At 64.8% G+C, this 18,668-nt stretch carries 20 protein-coding genes; 10 read left to right on the plus strand and 10 right to left on the minus strand.

Annotated elements, in window-relative coordinates:
• The first annotated feature begins 252 nt into the window (after positions 1 to 252).
• On the plus strand, positions 253 to 897 hold the full coding sequence (gene ccmA, locus QEG70_RS05115) for a heme ABC exporter ATP-binding protein CcmA (protein WP_174520941.1): 645 nt from the start codon (positions 253 to 255) through the stop codon (positions 895 to 897).
• On the plus strand, positions 894 to 1,574 hold the full coding sequence (gene ccmB / locus QEG70_RS05120; RefSeq protein ID WP_159261309.1) for a heme exporter protein CcmB: 681 nt from the start codon (positions 894 to 896) through the stop codon (positions 1,572 to 1,574). Before ccmA ends, ccmB begins: the two co-directional genes overlap by 4 nt.
• 5 nt (positions 1,575 to 1,579) lie before the next feature.
• Here the strand turns inward: ccmB and QEG70_RS05125 are convergent, their stop codons facing one another.
• Both QEG70_RS05125 and QEG70_RS05130 read right to left on the minus strand, forming a co-directional pair.
• Positions 1,580 to 1,984 carry a copper resistance CopC family protein gene (locus QEG70_RS05125; protein WP_308719678.1) on the minus strand — a complete coding sequence of 135 codons (405 nt, stop codon included), beginning with the start codon at positions 1,982 to 1,984 and terminating at the stop codon, positions 1,580 to 1,582.
• A 123-nt stretch (positions 1,985 to 2,107) separates the two neighbouring features.
• The gene (locus QEG70_RS05130) at positions 2,108 to 3,238 is read right to left on the minus strand and encodes a type III PLP-dependent enzyme (protein ID WP_308719679.1); all 1,131 of its coding nucleotides are present in this window, start codon (positions 3,236 to 3,238) and stop codon (positions 2,108 to 2,110) included.
• A 378-nt stretch (positions 3,239 to 3,616) separates the two neighbouring features.
• Between QEG70_RS05130 and QEG70_RS05135 the strand changes: the two genes are divergently transcribed.
• On the plus strand, positions 3,617 to 4,558 hold the full coding sequence (locus tag QEG70_RS05135; protein ID WP_308719680.1) for a YihY/virulence factor BrkB family protein: 942 nt from the start codon (positions 3,617 to 3,619) through the stop codon (positions 4,556 to 4,558).
• Positions 4,559 to 4,596: 38 nt separating this feature from the next.
• On the opposite strand, the gene QEG70_RS05140 is transcribed toward QEG70_RS05135, so the two are convergent.
• Positions 4,597 to 5,154: a septal ring lytic transglycosylase RlpA family protein gene (locus QEG70_RS05140; RefSeq protein ID WP_308719681.1), complete on the minus strand. Its 558-nt coding sequence runs from the start codon at positions 5,152 to 5,154 to the stop codon at positions 4,597 to 4,599.
• 133 nt (positions 5,155 to 5,287) lie between these two features.
• On the opposite strand from QEG70_RS05140, the gene aroQ reads away from it, so the two are divergent.
• From aroQ to accC, 3 genes are read left to right on the plus strand one after another with little or no spacing between them, the layout of a single operon-like run.
• Positions 5,288 to 5,743, plus strand: coding sequence for a type II 3-dehydroquinate dehydratase (gene aroQ / locus QEG70_RS05145; RefSeq protein WP_129551555.1), 456 nt, complete (start codon positions 5,288 to 5,290; stop codon positions 5,741 to 5,743).
• Positions 5,740 to 6,204, plus strand: coding sequence for an acetyl-CoA carboxylase biotin carboxyl carrier protein (locus QEG70_RS05150; RefSeq protein WP_308719682.1), 465 nt, complete (start codon positions 5,740 to 5,742; stop codon positions 6,202 to 6,204). The genes aroQ and QEG70_RS05150 overlap by 4 nt, the downstream gene beginning before the upstream one ends.
• On the plus strand, positions 6,204 to 7,553 hold the full coding sequence (accC, locus tag QEG70_RS05155; RefSeq protein WP_308719683.1) for an acetyl-CoA carboxylase biotin carboxylase subunit: 1,350 nt from the start codon (positions 6,204 to 6,206) through the stop codon (positions 7,551 to 7,553). Before QEG70_RS05150 ends, accC begins: the two co-directional genes overlap by 1 nt.
• 160 nt (positions 7,554 to 7,713) lie before the next feature.
• Here the strand turns inward: accC and QEG70_RS05160 are convergent, their stop codons facing one another.
• The 4 genes from QEG70_RS05160 to QEG70_RS05175 form a co-directional block, all read right to left on the minus strand.
• Positions 7,714 to 9,948 (minus strand): FUSC family protein, encoded by a 2,235-nt coding sequence (locus tag QEG70_RS05160; RefSeq protein ID WP_308719684.1) that lies wholly within the window; start codon positions 9,946 to 9,948, stop codon positions 7,714 to 7,716.
• 136 nt (positions 9,949 to 10,084) lie between these two features.
• The gene (locus QEG70_RS05165; protein WP_129551551.1) at positions 10,085 to 10,615 is read right to left on the minus strand and encodes an adenine phosphoribosyltransferase; all 531 of its coding nucleotides are present in this window, start codon (positions 10,613 to 10,615) and stop codon (positions 10,085 to 10,087) included.
• Between the two features lie 183 nt (positions 10,616 to 10,798).
• Positions 10,799 to 12,097, minus strand: a complete 1,299-nt coding sequence (locus tag QEG70_RS05170; RefSeq protein WP_308719685.1) for a multidrug effflux MFS transporter — start codon at positions 12,095 to 12,097, stop codon at positions 10,799 to 10,801.
• 86 nt (positions 12,098 to 12,183) lie between these two features.
• Positions 12,184 to 12,876 (minus strand): TVP38/TMEM64 family protein, encoded by a 693-nt coding sequence (locus QEG70_RS05175; protein WP_308719686.1) that lies wholly within the window; start codon positions 12,874 to 12,876, stop codon positions 12,184 to 12,186.
• A 117-nt stretch (positions 12,877 to 12,993) separates the two neighbouring features.
• Here QEG70_RS05175 and QEG70_RS05180 point away from each other — a divergent pair, with 117 nt between their 5' ends.
• Both QEG70_RS05180 and QEG70_RS05185 read left to right on the plus strand, forming a co-directional pair.
• Entirely contained in the window at positions 12,994 to 14,064 is a 1,071-nt protein-coding gene (locus QEG70_RS05180; protein ID WP_308719687.1) for a COX15/CtaA family protein, read from the plus strand.
• Between the two features lie 406 nt (positions 14,065 to 14,470).
• Positions 14,471 to 15,043, plus strand: a complete 573-nt coding sequence (locus tag QEG70_RS05185; RefSeq protein WP_374762547.1) for a hypothetical protein — start codon at positions 14,471 to 14,473, stop codon at positions 15,041 to 15,043.
• Between the two features lie 119 nt (positions 15,044 to 15,162).
• Here the strand turns inward: QEG70_RS05185 and hemH are convergent, their stop codons facing one another.
• The 3 genes from hemH to mutY all read right to left on the minus strand — a co-directional run bounded on the left by hemH (position 15,163) and on the right by mutY (position 17,646).
• Positions 15,163 to 16,218, minus strand: coding sequence for a ferrochelatase (gene hemH / locus QEG70_RS05190; protein ID WP_308719689.1), 1,056 nt, complete (start codon positions 16,216 to 16,218; stop codon positions 15,163 to 15,165).
• 72 nt (positions 16,219 to 16,290) lie between these two features.
• On the minus strand, positions 16,291 to 16,413 hold the full coding sequence (locus QEG70_RS05195; RefSeq protein WP_255210478.1) for a hypothetical protein: 123 nt from the start codon (positions 16,411 to 16,413) through the stop codon (positions 16,291 to 16,293).
• A 60-nt stretch (positions 16,414 to 16,473) separates the two neighbouring features.
• A complete protein-coding gene (gene mutY, locus QEG70_RS05200; RefSeq protein ID WP_374762548.1) occupies positions 16,474 to 17,646 on the minus strand; it encodes an A/G-specific adenine glycosylase in 1,173 nt (390 codons plus the stop codon).
• On the opposite strand from mutY, the gene QEG70_RS05205 reads away from it, so the two are divergent.
• Positions 17,558 to 18,058: a DciA family protein gene (locus QEG70_RS05205; RefSeq protein WP_374762549.1), complete on the plus strand. Its 501-nt coding sequence runs from the start codon at positions 17,558 to 17,560 to the stop codon at positions 18,056 to 18,058. The genes mutY and QEG70_RS05205 overlap by 89 nt on opposite strands.
• A gap of 195 nt (positions 18,059 to 18,253) precedes the next feature.
• Positions 18,254 to 18,577, plus strand: coding sequence for a hypothetical protein (locus QEG70_RS05210; RefSeq protein ID WP_308719691.1), 324 nt, complete (start codon positions 18,254 to 18,256; stop codon positions 18,575 to 18,577).
• Positions 18,578 to 18,668: the final 91 nt, after the last annotated feature.

An 18,668-nucleotide genomic window follows, 5' to 3' on the forward strand; every position in this document is an offset into this window, starting at 1 on the left:
GGATCGTCCCGTATGATCGTGTATCCTCCGCTGCCTTTTTTCCTGGCGCGGGGTTTGTGACCTTGTCGGGGACAACCTGCTTGATCTCCCAACGGTGGTAGAACATACCCGGACGCGGTTGCGACACAAGCTGGAGCCGGTAACAAGAAACCGGGAGCAGGCATTTTTTTGCCCGGCCCCCACTTTTTGCCCCTTGCCTGGAGGATTTCCGTCATTCCTGCCTTTACTCCCCCCGGCCACCCGCTGCTGGAAGTGGAAAATATCTCGGTTTTCCGCGGTGAACGGCTGGTTCTGGACCGTGTTGGCTTTACGCTCGAAGCGGGTGACGCCCTGCTCCTGACCGGCCCGAACGGGGCTGGCAAGTCCACCTTGCTGCGCGTGCTGGCGGGATTGCACAAACCGGAAGGCGGCCATGTGCTGTGGTCTGGCGTGGATGCGCTGGCCGATCGCAGCCAGCATGCGGGGCGGGTGGCCTATCTGGGCCATCAGGATGCGCTCAAGCTGGGGCTGACATTGCGCGAGAACCTGACGCTGGCGGCGCGCGCAAGCGGCGGAAATCCTGACCTGTGCATGGAATCACTCAACATTTCCGGCCTGGCCGACCTGCCCGCGCGCATGCTCTCGGCGGGGCAGAAACGCCGCGCGGCGCTGGCGCGCGTGCTGCTGGCGCAGGCGCCGCTCTGGCTGCTCGATGAGCCAAGCCTGGGGCTGGATATCAACACGATGGGGCTGCTTGGCACCCTGTTCGCCGCCCACCGGCAGGCTGGCGGAATTGTGATTGCAACCACCCATGTTCCCCTGCCCCTGCCCGATGCCCGCACGCATGCGCTGCCGGGGCTGAACGAATCCGACATCCCCCAGCCGCTGGAGGATTTCCCCGAGGACGACCTGCTGTGACACTCCGGATTCCCGCCCTCATCACCGCCATCCTCGAACGCGACCTGCGGCTCGCACTGCGCCACGGGGCCGACACGCTGGGGGCGGTGCTGTTCTTCATCCTCGCGGGCGCACTGTTCCCGCTCGCCCTTGGCCCTTCGCCCGAGCTGCTGCGGCGCATGGCGCCGGGCATCGTGTGGGTGTGCGCGCTGCTTGCGGCCCTGCTGCCGCTTGACCGGCTGTTCGGCTCTGAGCTGGAAGATGGCTCGCTGGACCAGTTGCTCATGACCGGCCTGCCGCCCTCGCTCATCGCGCTGGCCAAGATGATCGCCCACTGGCTGACCACCGGCCTGCCGCTGCTGCTGGCCGCAGGACCGCTGGCCATCATGCTCGGCATGCCCACCACCTCCATGGTGGTGCTGCTGACGGGGCTGCTGCTCGGCACGCTCATCCTCTCGCTCATTGGCGGCATGGCGGCATCGGTCGTGCTTGGCGCACGGCGTGGCGGCGTGCTGCTGCCGCTGCTGGTGCTGCCGCTGACCACGCCCGCGCTGATCTTTGGCGCAGCAGCCCTTGATGCGGCGCAGACCGGCCTGTCATGGGGGCCGGACCTTGAACTGCTTGGCGCGTTCCTTGCCGCGGCCCTGCCACTGTGCCCGCTCGCCGCGGGTGCCGGGCTGCGGGCAGCGGTGGAATAAGGCGACTATTTCCCGCCCGCAGGCGCCACGGCGTTTACCGGGCCTGCGGGGTCGACATCAAAGGGTACATTGCCTTCCGCAGGCGTGCCGCCGGGCGCGCGCATGCGCCAGTGCAGCACGTAATGCCCCGGCGTGAGCGCCACGGTGGTGGCCAGGCCCTGCTGTTCATCATCACTGGGAGAGGCCGCAAGCAGTTGCGGCACGCCGCTCGGGCCAAGCAGGAGCAGGCGCGCGCGGAACGGGTCGATCACGCTGTTATAGCCCAGCTTGATCGCCACATTGCCCGCAGGCACATGCTGCCCTGCCGCTGGCGTGGCGTGAACCAGCACGGGGGCTGCAAATGCCCGCGCTGCCACGACGCACCCGATGAAGGACAGGCCCAGCAAACGCAGCGTTGAAACACGGAACACGGGCAAGGAACACCTCCGGCATGGATGGAACTGCCCCGTGTATCCCCCCGATACACGCAGGGCGGCAAGACTTTCGTCCTGCCGCCCCGTTATTCAGACGTGTTCAGATGGTGCTGAACGCGATCAGATATAGTGTTCCTGAATGGGCTTGAGGCCATTGAACCCGGTCGAGCAATAGGTCGAAACATACGCCCCGGTGGAGAGCAGTTCGATCCGGTCGCCCGATTCCAGCCCCAGCGGCAGGGCATAGGGGGTCTTTTCATACATGATGTCCGCCCCGTCGCAGGTCGGGCCTGCAATGGCGACCGGGCCGGTTTCCATGCCATCATGCGGGGTGCGGATGCCATAGCGGATGGCCTCGCCCTCGGTCTCGGCCAGGCCGCCAAAACGCCCGATGTCGAGATAGACCCAGCGCACGCCATCATCCATGCCGCGACGGCTGACCAGCACCACTTCCGATGACACCACGCCTGCATCGCCCACCATGAAGCGGCCCGGCTCGATGATCATTTCCGGCAGGTCATTGCCGAAATGCTCGGTCATGGCGTGGCTGATGGCCACGGCAAAGCGGTCGATGCCCGGCACGTCGTCACGGTAACGGATGGGGAACCCGCCGCCAAGATTGACCATGCGCAGGTCAAGACCCGCCGCCTTGAGGTCGGTGAACAGCATGCCCACGCGGGCGATTGCCGCCTCGTACGCGCTGGTCTCGGTCTGCTGGCTGCCTACGTGGAAGGACAGGCCATAGGGGTCGAGGCCAAGGTCACGCGCGCGCAGCATCAGGTCGCGCGCATTGTCCAGCGTGGTGCCGAACTTGCGTGACAGCGGCCAGTCCGCGCCCTCATTCTCCACGATCAGGCGGCAATAGACGCGCGAACCGGGTGCGTGGCGGGCCAGCTTTTCCAGCTCTTCCGCGCAGTCAAAGGCAAACATGTCCACGCCTGCGGCAAAGGCGCGGGCGATGTTCGATGCTTTCTTGACCGTGTTGCCGAACGAGACATCCGCCGGGCGCGCGCCTGCTTCGAGGCACATGGAAATCTCTTCCCACGAGGCAGCATCGAACGACGAGCCAAGACCCACGAGGCGGGTCAGGATCTCACGGGCGGGATTGGCCTTTACGGCGTAGTAGATCCGGGCCAGTGGCAGCGCCTCGCGCAGGGCGCGGTAGCGTTCTTCCACCCGGTCGACATCAACGATAAGGCATGGCGTAGCAGGAGCCTGCTCAGCCAGATAACGAGCGATTTTGGGAGTCATCGCACCCAAATCCCTTCTGTACTGCCGCCCGGATGAACACAATTCTGGAATTGCACAAACGGACAGATGTTGCGAAACGGTCTAACGGACCAGCGACCAATAAGGACCCCCACCATGTGGCGGCCCGATTGCCAGAACGCTTGACGTCGTTGCGTAACCTCAGAGGGCCAGTGGCACGTGCGTTGTTGCGTAGGGAGCGCATATGCGCACAATACGCGCCTGACGCAATAGAAAAATCCGCACGGTCCGTAATTTTTCCTTTAAGATCACACGATCGTGGCACAATGCACACAGGCCGATCCATTCCGCGCCCGGCGTGCCACCGCACAACAGGACAAGACGCCCGCCTTGATTGGTTCCTCCTCTACTGAAATCGATATGACGGACATGCCCCCGCCCGCACATCACCTGCCGCATTTTTCCATGCAGCAGGTCAAAAAAGTGCTGCGTCAGGTCGCCCGCAACATCGTATCCGACCAGATCACGCTGGCTGCGGCAGGGTGTGCGTTCTACGCCACGCTGTCGCTGTTTCCGGCCATGAGCACGCTCATCTCGCTCTATGGCCTCCTGTTCGACCCGCAGACTGTGGAACCCCAGCTTGTGGTGCTGCGCAACGTGCTGCCCCCTTCGGCCTATGACATGATCGGCGCGCGCATCCACCTGCTGGTGGCCGAATCGCACTCATCGCTCACGCTGAACCTGATCATCTCCACCACCATCGCCACATGGTCGGCCTCGGCGGCCACGCGCTCGCTCATCCTGGCGATGAACGTGGCCTACAACACGCCCGAGACCCGCAGCTTCCTGCGTTTTCAGGCCATGGGCATGGCGCTGACCTTCTGCTCGATCTGTGGCGGCATCCTCACGCTTGCCCTCATGGTGGGGCTGCCGTTCCTGCTCGACTACCTGCCCCAGAAGCTCGAACTCGCCCCCCCGCCCGGCTCGGTCGAGCTGCTGGTGCGCACGGGCGGGCCGATGCTCATGCTCCTGTTCGTGCTGTCGCTGTGTTCGGCGCTGTACCGCTTTGGCCCGAACCGGCCCCATACCTACTGGCGGTGCATCCTGCCCGGCTCGATCGGGGCCACGCTGCTGTGGCTGCTCTCCTCGGTGGGGTTCTCGTATTATGTCAGCCATATCGCGGGCTACAGCGTCACCTATGGTCCGCTGGGCGCGTTCATCGCCATCATGATGTGGTTTTATGTCTCGGCCTATGTGGTGCTGCTCGGCGCGGAACTGAATGCGGGACTCGAGATCGAGATGAAACTGCGCTGCTCGCCCGACAAGACCATGGAAGGCTGGACCAAGCACCAGCGCCTTTAAAATAAAAACAGCCCACCCCTGTGCGCGTGATGTGTCCTTTAATAGAGGCGCCCCTGGCGCGTGGCGCTGGCCACCTGCGCATGCACGTCGCGCGCGGGTTCTATATCCACCATCGAGACCCCACGGCTTATGATACCGAGCTGCCGCGCGGCCGCGGCCGACAGGTCGATGATGCGGCGCCCATGATACGGCCCCCGGTCATTGATCCGGACCACGACCGAGCGCCCGGTGCTCACCGCATGCACCCTGACCCGCGTGCCCAGTGGCAACTGGCGGTGGGCGGCGGTCAGCGCATCGGGGTCAAACCGCTCGCCTGATGCCGTGGCATGCCCGTCCTGCATGTTCGTGCCATACCAGCTTGCCAGGCCGTGCTGGTTCCAGTGCGCGGGCACGGATGCCATGACGGATGGCCGCCTGACGCTGGCGCGCCCCCCATGCCGGGTGGTGCCCGCCGCATGCCGGACCGCCGCCTGCGTCGCGCTAAGCAGGCCGGATGTGGCCAGCATCAGGCATGCCACCGCCACGGAGGCGCCCAGGCGCGTCGTATTGCCGCCTTGCGCCGCGCAGGCAGGCCGATGGTCGGTGTTTCCTGTCATGCCGCGACCATAACATAATTTGGACCCACAGGGCATAATTCAGCCTGCCGGCACGGTGGAGTCGGCCCCTCAGGGAGGGCTGACACATGATCGGACTTGGAACCGGACGGCGGGCGTGCTAGGCGCGTGCATCATGGAGCGCCCTCTCATTGCCGTGTTGAACGGCCCAAACCTGAACATGCTCGGACTGCGGCAACCCGAAGTCTATGGCCGTGCCACGCTTGATGACGTGGAACAGGTCTGTGTCCAGGCGGCTGAACGGCTCGATGTCGCCATCGACTTCCGCCAGACCAATGGCGAGGGGGAGCTCGTTTCATGGATACAGGAATGCCGGGGCCGCGCACGCGGCATCATCATCAACCCGGCGGCCTATTCCCACACCTCGGTGGCCATACTCGACGCGCTGCTGGCCGTTGATCTGCCGGTCATCGAGGTGCACATCTCCAACATTCACCGCCGTGAAGCCTTTCGTCATCACTCCTACGTCTCCCGCGCCGCCATTGGCGTCATATGCGGGCTGGGCGTACGGGGGTATGCCCTGGCGCTTCAGGCCATGACAGACATGATTCTGGACGAGGACGATCAATGAGCCGACTGCTCGTGGATGCGGATGCCATACGGGCATTGGCTGAAATTCTCACCGATACCGGCCTGACCGAAATCGAGATCGCGGAAAAGGACAACCGCATCCGCGTGGTGCGCGCCGCCGCCCCCGTGGCGCATGCCGTGCCCGCCCCGGCTCCCGTGGCCGCGGCACCGGTTGCGCCCACGCCCGTGGCCCCGCCCGCAGCACACCCGGCCGACCTGTCCAAGCACCCCGGCGCCGTGACCAGCCCGATGGTGGGCGTGGCCTACCTGGCGCCCGACCCGTCCTCGCCCGCTTTCGTATCCGAAGGCCAGCAGGTGGCCGCGGGCCAGACGCTGCTGCTGATCGAGGCGATGAAGACCTTCAACCAGATCAAGGCTCCGCGCGCAGGCACGGTCAGCCGGATCCTGGTGCAGTCGGGCGACCCGGTCGAGTTTGGCGAAGCGCTGGTCATCATAGAGTAATGTTTTCCAAGATCCTCATTGCCAATCGTGGCGAGATTGCCCTGCGCATCCTGCGGGCCTGCCGCGAACTGGGCATCCGGACCGTTGCCGTGCATTCCACGGCCGATACGGATGCCATGTATGTCCGCCTTGCGGATGAAGCCGTGTGCATCGGGCCGCCCGCCAGCCGCGATTCGTACCTCAATGTCGCGGCCATCCTGTCGGCTGCCACCATCACCGGGGCGGACGCCATCCATCCCGGCTACGGCTTCCTGTCGGAAAACGCCGATTTTGCCGAGACGGTCGAGGCCCACGGCCTGACCTTCATCGGGCCGACGGCAGAACATATCCGCATGATGGGCGACAAGATCACCGCCAAGACCACCATGATGGCGCTGGGCGTGCCGCTGGTGCCCGGCTCGGATGGCGCGCTGGAAAGCCTGGAGCAGGCACGCGATGTTGCGGCGAAAGTCGGCTACCCCGTGCTGATCAAGGCGGCTGCCGGTGGCGGCGGGCGCGGCATGAAGGTCGCCCCCACCGAGGCCGACCTTGAGGAAGCCTGGAGCGTGGCCCGCACCGAGGCCCGCGCCGCCTTTGGCAATGACGAGGTCTACCTTGAAAAATACCTCGACAAGCCGCGCCATATCGAACTCCAGATCATGGCCGACACGCATGGCAACGTGGTGCATTATGGCGAGCGTGACTGCTCGCTGCAGCGCCGCCACCAGAAGCTGCTGGAAGAGGCAGGCTCCCCTGCCCTGACCGCCAAGCAGCGTGACGAGATCGGCGCAATCGCCACCGCCGCCCTGACCAAGCTCGGCTACCGCAACGCGGGCACGCTGGAGTTCCTGTACCAGGACGGGCAGTTCTGCTTCATCGAGATGAACACCCGCCTGCAGGTGGAACATCCGGTGACGGAAATGGTGTGCGACGTGGACCTCGTGCGCGAGCAGATCCGAATCGCGGCAGGCGAGCCGATCGGCTACAGCCAGTCGGACATCAAGTTCTCCGGCCACGCGATCGAATGCCGCATCAATGCCGAAGACCCGCAGACCTTCATGCCCACGCCGGGCACGATCACGGTCTACCATCCGCCGGGTGGCCTGGGCGTGCGAATCGATAGCGCACTGTATGCGGGCTACCGCGTGCCGCCGTATTACGACAGCATGATCGCCAAGCTGATCGTGCGCGCGCCGACCCGCCTCGAGGCGATCGAGCGCATGCGCCGTGCGCTGGATGAATTCGTGATCGAAGGCGTCAAGACGGTCATCCCGCTGCACCGCAAGATCCTCGAAGACCCCCAGTTCCGCAAGGGTGACTATACCATCCACTGGCTGGAAAACTTCGTGGCCCGCCAGCAGCAGGGCTGAACGGTCGGTCACGCTCCAAAACAGAAAAGCGATCCATGCTGAAAGGCACGGATCGCTTTTTTTATGACTGAAAAGTAAGGAAGTTTTTGGTGAAGCTTTTCCCAAAAAGCTTCAGATAACGTCCCTCATGCGCGTATCAGCGTAAAAATCATGCCGCGCGTCACGCCATGACCGGATCAAGATACGGGCTGGAGGCATCAAAGAATTTCTGGTTGTGGTCCAGTTCGAACGAAATCACGTACAGGCACCCCAGCGCACTGTCTATTTCCAGCCGCACGCCCAGATTGTCGGTCTGCCCCGCAAGCTGCTGCAAGTGCACGATGGCGAATTTGGCCGAGCGCGCCGTGCGCCCGTAATGCCCGCCATAACGGCCACTGAACTGTGCCATGCGGCCCATCATCTCGCCCAGCACCCGCTGCGCCTCGGGCGGCAACAGGTGCCGCTCAAGGATGGCGCGCAGGCGGATGATGTTCAGCCCGATGGTCATGGCGGACAGGATGCCCTGCAGGTAGGCGTCGATAATGGTATCGGGCGTATTTTCGGCATTGGTCAGCAGGCGCACGAAGCGGTCCACGTTGTGCTCGACCACATACAGCGTGGTGGGCAGCGTGCGGGCGCGGGCCACGTAGCGCAGCCCGCGCAGGATGCCGGTGCGCATCTGCCAGCGCATGTCGTTCGTATCGAACGGCAGCACCAGCCGGAACGCCCACATCGCGTACCACAGCCCCACCACCAGCGGCATGGCGGTGTTGAAGAACGCCACCTCGTCCAGCCGGCTCTGGTTGCCCGGCCCGAGCAGGATGGGCAGGAACAGGTTGTAAGACACGGCGCCAAGGATCAGGGCCGGATAGGCAAAGGCCAGCCCACCCGCCAGCATGGGCAGGAACAGGCACACCGCCATGATTTCATATGTGGTGGGCTCGGCCAGCCGCCACAGCACCAGTATGCCCCCCACGATCGAGGCGATAATGGCGCCACCGAGGAAGGCCCGGGTGGCCAAGGCCGGTTTTTCCAGCGTGGAGAACAGGCTGCACACGATGGAGACGAACATGATGAAGGTCAGCCCCGCCGACCATGCGGTCGTGATCCAGATCACCCCCGCCCCGAAGATGGTGACCGAGGCGCGCAGGCTGTTGGTAAAGGCCTGCTGCCAGTCACGGAAGGTCTTGAGCCGGTAGTGAAAATGGTCATGCGCCAGCGGGTTGCGGCTGGCGTCAAACTGGATCAGCGCCTGTTCCAGTTCATCAAGGATCTGGCCCAGCGCGTAATTGAGCATGCGCTGCTGCGAGAGCATCTGCACCAGTTGCGGGTCAACCGGCAGGCTGCCGGGGCTGCCCATTTCCTGGTCGAGGGAATCGGCCACGCTCTGCCGGCACGCCGCCTGCAGTTCCGCCAGCCGGGCCAGCACGGGGTGGATGTCGTCACTGGCCTCAAGCTCGCCTGCCATGTCCTTGAGGAAGGCCTGCACCTTGCTCGATGTCGCGTTGAAGGCGGCATCGGGGCGGCCCACCGGCCCCTGCATGAGGGCGGCAAGATCCAGCCCGCGCGAGAGCAGCATGGCCACCCGCGCAAGGGCCGCGCGGGCATGATCGCCCTCATGGCCGCGATGGGCGCCCATCTCGACCTCAGCAAACTCGATCTGGTCGCTCAGCGTGGTGATGTTGGAGAACACGCCCCGCGCCTGCTTGAGCACCTGCGTATTGCCCGACAGCAGGGAGGCCAGTGTCTGGGCCGCGCCGTTGATGGCGGTCATGAAATTGTCGGCCAGCCGGTCTTCCGCGCGCTTGGCCAGCTTGAACTGGAACAGCGAGGAAACCGTGCTCTCCAGCACGATGCCCAGCACGATATAGGTCGCGCGTGACATGGCGGTCATGAAGATGTGCTGCGGGTCGGCAATGCCATCAAGCGAGATGATGGCATAGGTGAACCCGCTCGCCCGCATGCCGTGAATGCGGTAATTGGTCATGGTGGCGGGGCCGGGCAGCAGCGTGCCGATAAAACAGAACGTGCCGATGCCGATGGCCAGCAGCAGGATGAACATGAGCGGCGCCTGCGGAAACGCCGCCACCAGCAGCACGGCGCAGATCGTGCCCACCACCATGCCGAACAGATGCCACCGCGCCTTGGCAACACTCTTGCCGCGCGTGCCCTGCGCCACCATCCACACCGTAAGCGCCGCCCATTGCGGGCTGCCAAGCTCCCACCACAGCGCAATGCCCAGCGCGATGAGCGAGGTGATGGTGGTGCGCAGCGCATAGCCGAAGGTGAAGATGCCCGGCGCGTACAGCCACCGCAGATGGTCCTGGCGCACGGTCATGCCCGGCGGCCACAGCCGCCGGAAAAATGCCCGTATCTGGTCCTGAAAACGGGTCAGGGAAAGCTCAAGACCTTTCATCCCGGCGCGTGGCTCCCCCTGTCCAGATACGATGCCTGCATATCGTACACCATACCGGTTGTACGAACAGGCTCACAGCCGAATGGCCGCATGGAAGAAAGCGTATGCCGCATGCCACCAGCGCCCGGACGGCAGGTTATTCGTCGTAAGAGACGAGCGTCTTGACCGGCACGTCCAGCCGGTCGCGGCCACCAAGGCCGGTCAGTTCGATCAGGGTGGCAGCCCCCACCACATTGGCACCCACCTTGTGCAGCAGGGCCACCGAGGCGACCAGCGTGCCGCCGGTGGCCAGCAGGTCATCCATCACCACCACGCGCTGGCCGGGCAGGATCGCATCGGCCTGGATGTGCAGCGAATCGGAGCCGTATTCCAGGTCATAGCTGTAGGACACCGTCTCACCCGGCAGCTTGCCGGGCTTGCGCAGCATGACCAGCCCGCAGCCCAGGCGGCTGGCCAGCGGCGCTGCCGTGAGGAACCCGCGCGATTCGATGGCGGCCAGCACATCGGGCGCCCACGGCGCCACGGCTGCGGCAAGGCGGCCCATGGCGATCTGCCAGGCATCGGCGTTCCGCATCAGCGTCGAGATATCGTAGAACAGGATGCCGGGCTTGGGAAAATCCGGGATATGGCGAATATACTGTTTCAGGTCGATCTGGGCGGTCGTCATGATCGGTGCACGGTCCCCGTTGCATGGTCATACAAATCCGGGACATACGCGCCCCGTTCACGAAACTGTCGCCCACTGGACGGCCCCCCGCTGTAGCCGCCACGCGCCAGCCCGACAACCCCATCCGCACCCCTTGCGCATGCTTTGGCATCCATCACGCGCCGGGGTGAAGGGAAGAAGATTTTATTCCTCAGCCGCCCCGGCAGGCAGCGAAGTCGGCACGCGGGCGGGGCGCAGCAGCACCATCACCATCATGATCGCGGCCCCCATCAGCATCACGCCCGCCATGGGCAGCGGCGAGTTGGCAGGCAGCATGCCCACGAACGCACCGGCCACGGCGCCAAGCACATATTGCAGCGTGCCGACAAAAGCCGAGGCGCTGCCCGCAAAACGCGGGTGGTCGGCCAGCGCGCCCACCGTGGCATTGGGGCCGATGATGCCGGTCGTGCCCAGCGAGACCATCATGGCCAGGATCAGGCAGCCCAGCATCCATAGCGGCGGATGGCCGCCATGCTGCATGGCAAAGGCAATGACAATGGCCATGACCGTCATGGCCATGGTGCCTGCCACCGCAACCCCCACCGACACGCCGAGGATACGGGCGGCGTCAATACGCCCCACCAGCACGCCATTGAGCTGCGACGCCCCGATCATGCACACCGCAAACACGCCAAACATCATGCCGAAATGCGCCGGCGTAAGCCCGAACTGGTGAATGAACACCGAAGGCGCGGCCGACAGGTAGGTAAAGGACATGAAGCACGCAAAGCCCGCGATCATGGCATGGGTAATGAACCCCCGGTCCCGCGCCAGCATGACATAGCGGCTGAACAGGGTTACGGGCGAGAACTCGCTGCGGTTGGCAGGCTGCAGGGTCTCGGGCAGGACGCGCCAGATCAGCCCGATGCAGATCACGCCATAGACTGCCGCCGCCCAGAAGATCGACCGCCACGACGCGATCGACAGCACCAGCCCGCCCAGCGTGGGCGCCAGGATGGGCACGACCCCCATCACCAGCACCAGCCGCGACATCAGCCGCGCGGATTCATTGCCATGCGACATGTCGCGCACGCAGGCGCTCGGAATGATCAGGCTGGCCGAAGCCCCGAGCGAGGCCACGAAGCGGAAGAACGAAAAGGTGGGAATGTCGCGCGCCATGGCGCAGCCAACCGAGGCCAGCGTATAGACCAGCGTACCCACCAGCATGGGCCTGCGGCGACCGAATCGGTCCGATAGCGGGCCCATGGTGATCTGGCCGATGGCCAGCCCCACGAACCACACCGCCAGCGTCATCTGCGCCGAGCCCGCGCGGCCATGCAGCGTGGTTTCAAGCTCGGGGAAGGCAGGCAGGTAAATATCGGTCGAGACCGGGCCGACCGCGGTCAGGAACCCCAGCAGGATCGCGATCCAGCCCATGGGGCGGCCGGTCGTTTCAGGCACGGGGGTTTCTGCCGGACGGCCCGCCGTTGCGGATGAGCCCATGAGGCGCTCCAATATTAAAAGACTGTGGGGACTAGTAGACCAGCGTGGTCCATTTTTTCACCCTCTAATTACAACATCACTGCAATTCATTCCTGCCATGGCCGCAGGCCGCGCATGCGGCGCATGAGCCACACCCCCACCAGCGCGGAGAGGCCAAAAAGCCCGATGGCAACCCCGATGCGCGCCCCGCCACCGAGCCGCATACCCGTGCCCACCAGCACGAACACCACGGTCTGCGGCAGGCTGCCCAGCAGGGTAGCCAGCACGAACGGCACGACCCTGACCCCCAGCATGCCTGCGGCCAGGTTGAGCAGCAGCGCCGAGCCGACCGGCATGAGCCGCAGCGCCAGCACCGAGGCGAAGGGGGCCGCGCGTACGCAACCTTCCACCCGCGCCAGGGTTGCACCAAGGCGGGCGGGCATGCGCATGCGCCCCGCCCACCGGCCCCAGCCATAGCCCCACAGGCACCCGGTTACGGTAGCCAGCGTGGCCAGCGCGCATCCGGCCCCGATTCCGTAAGCAGCACCCGCGGCGAAGCACACCGCCTGCCGGGGCAGGCCCAGCCCGCAGAACACGCTGCCCACCAGCACGAACACGGCCACGCCGCCTGCGCCCGCATGCAGGCCATGCCCCGCACTCAGCATCTCGCGCACGCCGGGCAGGCGGCCGAGCGCCACCGTCAGCGCGACAAAGGCCGCCAGCAGAAGCAGAGGCCGGACCAGCACGCGCAGACTGCCCTGTGCCACGGGCGCGGGCGGTGCGGCGTGCGGTGCTGTCATGCGTGCGTCCCGGTTGTGGAAGAATATATGTTCCTCCGCGCCTAGCATCGCCTTGCGGCTGACTGCAAGGGCGGTCTAAATCCGGTTATGTCCGCATATCCTTCCACTGGCTCCCTGATGGGCCGCACGCCCCCTTCCGCGCAGGATCTGCGCAACAGGCAGCGTATCTCCACCTGGCTGTTCGCCATCTGCTTCATGCTCGTGGGCATGATCGCCCTTGGCGGCTACACGCGCCTGACCGGCTCGGGCCTGTCCATCATGGACTGGCGGCCGATCACCGGCATGATCCCGCCGCTGAGCCATGCGGAATGGGAGCGGCAGTTCGAACTGTACAAGACCATCCCGCAATACAAGATCCTGCATGATGGCTTCGGGCTTGCGGGCTTCCAGCAGATCTTCTGGGCGGAATGGACGCACCGCTTCTGGGGGCGGCTGATGGGCTTCGTGCTGCTGGTGCCGCTGGTGTGGTTTTCCATCACCGGGGCGCTAAGCCGGGGGCTGGCGCTGCGGCTGGTGCTGTTTTTCGTGCTGGGCGGGCTGCAGGGCGCCATCGGGTGGTTCATGGTGGCATCGGGCTTCAACCCGGACAGCACGGCCGTGGCCCCGGTGCGGCTGGTGCTGCACCTGTGCTGCGCCTTTGCGCTCTACATCGCCATTTTATGGACGGCGCTGTCCGTGCGCACGCCACGCCCCGTCTTCATTCCCGCAACGCCTGAAGTGCGGCGCATTCATGCACTGGTCTGGGCCATCTGCCTGCTGGTGGGCATAACCGTGATCGCGGGCGGCTTTACAGCGGGCACGCATGCGGGCTTTGCCTACAATACCTTCCCCCTCATGGATGGGCACCTGATCCCGCAGGGTTATGCCAGGCTGCACCCCTTCTGGCTGAACTGGTTCCAGAACATTCCCGCCATCCAGTTCGACCACCGGCTGCTGGCCACCACCACGGCGGTGCTGATTGGCGTGACGATCGTGCTGGGGCTGCGCACCCCGCAACTGGGCAAGGACGTGCATGCGGCCCTGGCCGTGCTGGGCTGGCTGGTGCTTTTGCAATACGCACTGGGTGTTACCACGCTGCTGCTGGTCGTGCCGGTTTGGGCGGGCACGGTGCACCAGACCTGTGCCGCGATCGTACTGACGGCGGCCATCATCACGCTGCACCGGCTGCGGGGGGTTGGCCGACCCTGAGCGTATTGGAATACGCGATGGATCAAAAGAACGCCGCCTTTTTGAAAAAAGGCGGCACCCAGAAACTTTTGTTATTTTTTATCAATGAATTGTTTTCAAACAGTCTCTTAGCTTCTGTCTGTTTCGATAACGGTTTGCTGGCCATGCACACCTGATCCGGCGCTGAGGCCGGTTTATGCTACGGAGTGTTACGGCGCTGCACCCCACGCTTGCGCATCGGCCCAAACCGGGCAGAAATGCCATTCATGAATAAAGAGGCGCGCACCCGTCTCGCTGCCCCACAAGGGCATCCGGCGCGGCAATCCCTGCGTTATGCAATGCGGCGTCAGGAAAGCGGCCGCGCCGCGTCTTTTCCCGATCGGTGATTTTCTGCGATAAACCCCATCAAGACATGCAGGAATGGAACATGCACAAGCTCAAACAGGCACTGACAGGCGTGACGCTGGCCCTGATTGCGTGCGGCTCACTGAGCCTGCCCGCCCATGCTGCCCCCCATGGCGGCGGCGGCTTTGGCGGGGGCGGTCGCGGCGGGGGTGGCTGGCATGGCGGCGGAGGTTGGCATGGTGGCGGTGGCTGGGGCGGCTGGCACGGTGGATGGGGCTGGGGCGGCTGGGGTGCGGGCTACTACCCCGGCTATGTCGGCTGGGGTTACCCCATGGGCGGCTGGGGCTGGGGTTGGGGCGGCGGCTGGGGTGGCTGGGGCTGGGGTTGGCCCGGTTATTATGGCGCGGGGGCCGCGATGGGGGCTGCCGCGGCAAGTGCCAGCTACCGGGCCGCACCCGAAGTCTATAACGCCACGGGCAACAACGCGCCTGAAGACGATTCCGTCTATGACAAGGATCTGTCCACCCTGCTGGCCCCAGCTCCGGCACAGCCGCAGCCCGGCACGCAGGGCCAGCCTGCGCCACAGCGCCCTCCGGCTTCATGTCCTAAAGGGCAGGTCTATAATGACCTGACCGAAAGCTGCGACCGGCCCTGACAGGGAGCACATCATCAATGCTTTCGGGTGCCGCCTTTTTGCCGGAGGCGGCACTTCCTGAAGCTTTTTGAAAAAAGCTTCACCAAAAAACTCTTTTCCGTTAGCGGGCAGGAAAGACCTCAGCCAACCGAGGCTGCCGCCTTACGTGGCAACCAGCCTGCCAGTTCCTCGCGCACCAGGGTCTCGAGCAGGTCGATGGCATCGGGTGAGTTGTTCAGGCATGGGATCAGGGCCAGTTCCTTGCCGCCCGCCTTGATGAAGTCTTCCGCCGCCTCGTTGCCGATTTCATCAAGCGTTTCGATGCAGTCGGAAATGAAGCCCGGCGTAATCACCGCAATACGCTCGATGCCCTGCCCGGGCAGCGACTCGATAAACGGCGCGGTATAGGGCTCCAGCCATTTTGCCGGGCCAAAGCGGGACTGGAAGGTAAGCGGCATCATGCGCTCGTCATACCCCATGGCCTGACGCAGCGCGATGATGGTGCGCGCGCATTCATCGGCATAGCTGTCACCCTTTTCCACATACACCTTGGGCAGGCCATGGAAGGAGGCGACAATCATCTGCGGCTTGAAATCAAGCGTTTCGAGCCGGGCCGTGATCGAGCGCCCAAGGGCCGCGATATAGGCCGGATGGTCGGGGAAAGCCGGCAGGGTGCGGATGGCGGGCTGGTTGCGCAACCGCATGAGGGCACGAAACGCCTGGTCATTGGCCGTGGCCGTGGTGGTGGCGCTGTATTGCGGGTAAAGCGGGGCAAGCAGGATGCGGTCGCACCCCTGGGCCACCAGCTCATGCAGCGCCTGGCTGATGGAGGGCTGGCCATAGCGCATGCCCCAGGCCACCGGCACATTGTCAGCTTCCAGCCTTTTGGCCAGCATTTCCGCCTGGTCGCGCGTATAGGTGCGCAGCGGGCTTTCATTACGGTCATGATGCCAGATGCGGTGATACGCCTCGCCCGACTTGCGCGGGCGGAAGGTCAGCACCGGGCCATACAGGATCGGTTTCCAGATCAGGGGACTGGCTTCGATAATGCGCCGATCTGACAGGAATTCAGCCAGATAGCGGCGCACAGGGCCATAGCCGGTGCCATCGGGGGTGCCGAGATTGCTCAGCAGTACCCCGGTGCGCGGCGGTGCATCTTCATGCCCCGCCGCGCGCTTTATGGTAATAAATGTCATGCTCCGGCTGCTACAGGAAGCCGGAGGAGGATGCAAAACAGGAGCGGACCCACACCCTGCACGGGCTGCATCCTAGCGGCGCGCGCGCACCCGGACCGGCTGCATGGCACGCGCGGGGGCTGAACAGTAACGGGCGGCGGCAACAAGGCCCAGCAGGGCCACAACGGGGGAAAGCATCTGGACAAAAGCGAACATTACGGTCCCTTTCCTGATCGGACACCCATCACTCAACCGCGCGGATCATATCGGCGTCAATCAAAAAATACCGGCCTTGCGTGCAACCTTGACGCATTTGCCCATGAGCGAGGGCAGCGCCACAGCGCCATCAGCGGGGTAATGCACGTATCCCTGTGCCGCCAAACTGTTGGGAAAGGCCGCAATCGTGGCTGCGTACACATCCACAAGCAGTGTAAAATGGGTGAATACATGCTTCACCTGCCCCACCATGCGCCAGTGCGGTTGCAGGTGGGGGGTAGCAGGCGCCTGCGCCAGCGCTTCCGCCTGGGGCCACGGGTCATCGCGCCAGTGCGGCCCCGGCAGGCCCATCATGCCGCCAAGCAGCCCCTTTTCAGGGCGGCGGACCAGCAGCAGGCCACCGGCTTCATCCACCAGGCAGAAATGCACGCCATGCCGCACGGGCCGCACGGGCTTGGGCGCGCGGCGCGGCAGGGTGGCGGCAATGCCCTGCGCATGGCCCGCGCAGGCCTCGCGCCACGGACACAGCACGCAGGCGGGATTGCGCGGCGTGCAGATGCCTGCGCCAAGGTCAAACAGGGCCTGCGCGAAATCAGACGGGCGGGCTTTTGCCTGCGCATCCGCGTTCAGGGTCACGGCGTGGGCGGCAATGGCCTTGCGGGCACCGGGCAATGGGTCGGTCAGGGCGAACAGGCGGCTGGTCACGCGCTCCACATTGCCATCCACCGGCACCACGGGGCGGCCAAAGGCGATGGCGGCAATGGCCGCTGCGGTATAGGCCCCGATTCCCGGCAGTTCCAGCAGCCCTTCCACCGTATCGGGAAAGGTGCCGCCCCGCGCTGCCACGGCCTTGGCGCAGGCATGCAGGTTGCGTGCGCGGGCGTAGTAGCCAAGCCCCGCCCACAGCGCCATGACCCGGTCCTGGGGCGCGCGGGCCAGCGCCGTGACATCGGGGAAGGCGGCAAGGAAGCGCTCGAAATAGGGGATGACCGCCGTAACCGTGGTCTGCTGGAGCATGATCTCGCTCAGCCAGACCCGATAGGGATCAACACTCTGGCCGGGCAGCGCGCGCCATGGCAGAATGCGACGGTGCCGGTCATACCAGCGTAACAGATCGGTAGCACAAGATAACACGGACCCGTTTATGACGAACCCGCCACCACGCAGCAAGAAAAAGAACGAAGCCGCCGCTGCCCCCGAGCCGCCGCGCCGGGCCTTTCGCGCGCGCAGCATGGCGGCCCTGCTGCCACAGATCAGCCAGCCGGTCTTTCGCAAACAGTCAGCCGCCGCCGTGCAGGTGATGACGGACTGGGCGGATATTGTAGGCCCGCATCTGGCAGCACTGACCGTGCCGCGCAAGCTCTCGGCCGGCACGCTGACGGTGGGCTGCCAGGGGCCGGTGGCAATGGAACTGCAACATCTCGCGCCCACCGTCATTGCCCGCATCAACACCACCTGCGGCCACGGCGTGGTCAAGCGGCTGAAAATGGTACAGGACCTGCTCGCACTGCCCCAGCAGGCCCCATCCCCTGCCCCGCCGCGCACGCCACCGCCACCCGTGGAGATTGACGACATGCCCGACGGCCCGCTGAAAGAGGCGCTGGCATCACTCGGCGGATGGCTTCGCGCCCGACAGGGTCAGTGAAAAGACAAAAGTTTCTGTTGAAGCTTTTTTCAAAAAGCTTCGTTTGATCAGCGAGATGCGCACTGTCATGAAAATGCCCGGTTCCCCGGGTTTCCTGACCCGTAACATCACGGAACGGTGAGGCATGAGGGCTGGATATCTGGCCGATCCATGCCAATATCGCGTTTGCAATGGTACAAAAAAGGAACCCGTCAGATGCGTAAGTTGGCCCTGCTGCTGGCTGTATCCATGGGATTGGTTGGCGTTCTGCCCGCTCCTGCGGCCCATGCATGGGGTGGCGGCTGGCGCGGTGGCCCCGGTTGGGGCGGCGGCTGGCACCGTGGCTGGGGCTGGGGCGGCTTTGGCATGGGCATGGCCGCTGGCACCGCGCTGGGGGTTGCCATGTCGCCCTATCGCTACCGGCCCTATGGCTACGGGTATGGCTATCCGGTCTATGGTTATCCGCCGCCCTACCCGGTCTATGCCTATCCGCCGCCACCACCCCCGCCGCCCCCGGCCTATTACGGTTATTACCGCTAGGTTCTGGGACGGCAGCAAGGCTGCTGGTAAAGCGTTTTGAAAAAAGGCGGCGCTTTTGCCTCAGTTGCGCCCTGGCGGAACTGGCAGCGCG

Source organism: Komagataeibacter xylinus (genome assembly GCF_031081985.1).
Taxonomy (GTDB): Bacteria; Pseudomonadota; Alphaproteobacteria; order Acetobacterales; family Acetobacteraceae; genus Komagataeibacter; species Komagataeibacter xylinus_E.

Coding starts and splice junctions, on each gene's coding strand:
- QEG70_RS05130 (WP_308719679.1), bottom strand. CDS start 3,238: ATGACTCCCAAAATCGCTCGTTATCTGGCTGAGCAGGCTCCTGCTACG.
- QEG70_RS05135 (WP_308719680.1), top strand. CDS start 3,617: ATGACGGACATGCCCCCGCCCGCACATCACCTGCCGCATTTTTCCATG.
- QEG70_RS05140 (WP_308719681.1), bottom strand. CDS start 5,154: ATGACAGGAAACACCGACCATCGGCCTGCCTGCGCGGCGCAAGGCGGC.
- aroQ (WP_129551555.1), top strand. CDS start 5,288: ATGGAGCGCCCTCTCATTGCCGTGTTGAACGGCCCAAACCTGAACATG.
- QEG70_RS05150 (WP_308719682.1), top strand. CDS start 5,740: ATGAGCCGACTGCTCGTGGATGCGGATGCCATACGGGCATTGGCTGAA.
- accC (WP_308719683.1), top strand. CDS start 6,204: ATGTTTTCCAAGATCCTCATTGCCAATCGTGGCGAGATTGCCCTGCGC.
- QEG70_RS05160 (WP_308719684.1), bottom strand. CDS start 9,948: ATGAAAGGTCTTGAGCTTTCCCTGACCCGTTTTCAGGACCAGATACGG.
- QEG70_RS05165 (WP_129551551.1), bottom strand. CDS start 10,615: ATGACGACCGCCCAGATCGACCTGAAACAGTATATTCGCCATATCCCG.
- QEG70_RS05170 (WP_308719685.1), bottom strand. CDS start 12,097: ATGGGCTCATCCGCAACGGCGGGCCGTCCGGCAGAAACCCCCGTGCCT.
- QEG70_RS05175 (WP_308719686.1), bottom strand. CDS start 12,876: ATGACAGCACCGCACGCCGCACCGCCCGCGCCCGTGGCACAGGGCAGT.
- QEG70_RS05180 (WP_308719687.1), top strand. CDS start 12,994: ATGGGCCGCACGCCCCCTTCCGCGCAGGATCTGCGCAACAGGCAGCGT.
- QEG70_RS05185 (WP_374762547.1), top strand. CDS start 14,471: ATGCACAAGCTCAAACAGGCACTGACAGGCGTGACGCTGGCCCTGATT.
- hemH (WP_308719689.1), bottom strand. CDS start 16,218: ATGACATTTATTACCATAAAGCGCGCGGCGGGGCATGAAGATGCACCG.
- QEG70_RS05195 (WP_255210478.1), bottom strand. CDS start 16,413: ATGTTCGCTTTTGTCCAGATGCTTTCCCCCGTTGTGGCCCTGCTGGGC.
- QEG70_RS05205 (WP_374762549.1), top strand. CDS start 17,558: ATGACGAACCCGCCACCACGCAGCAAGAAAAAGAACGAAGCCGCCGCT.
- mutY (WP_374762548.1), bottom strand. CDS start 17,646: ATGCTGCGCGCGCGAAAGGCCCGGCGCGGCGGCTCGGGGGCAGCGGCG.
- QEG70_RS05210 (WP_308719691.1), top strand. CDS start 18,254: ATGCGTAAGTTGGCCCTGCTGCTGGCTGTATCCATGGGATTGGTTGGC.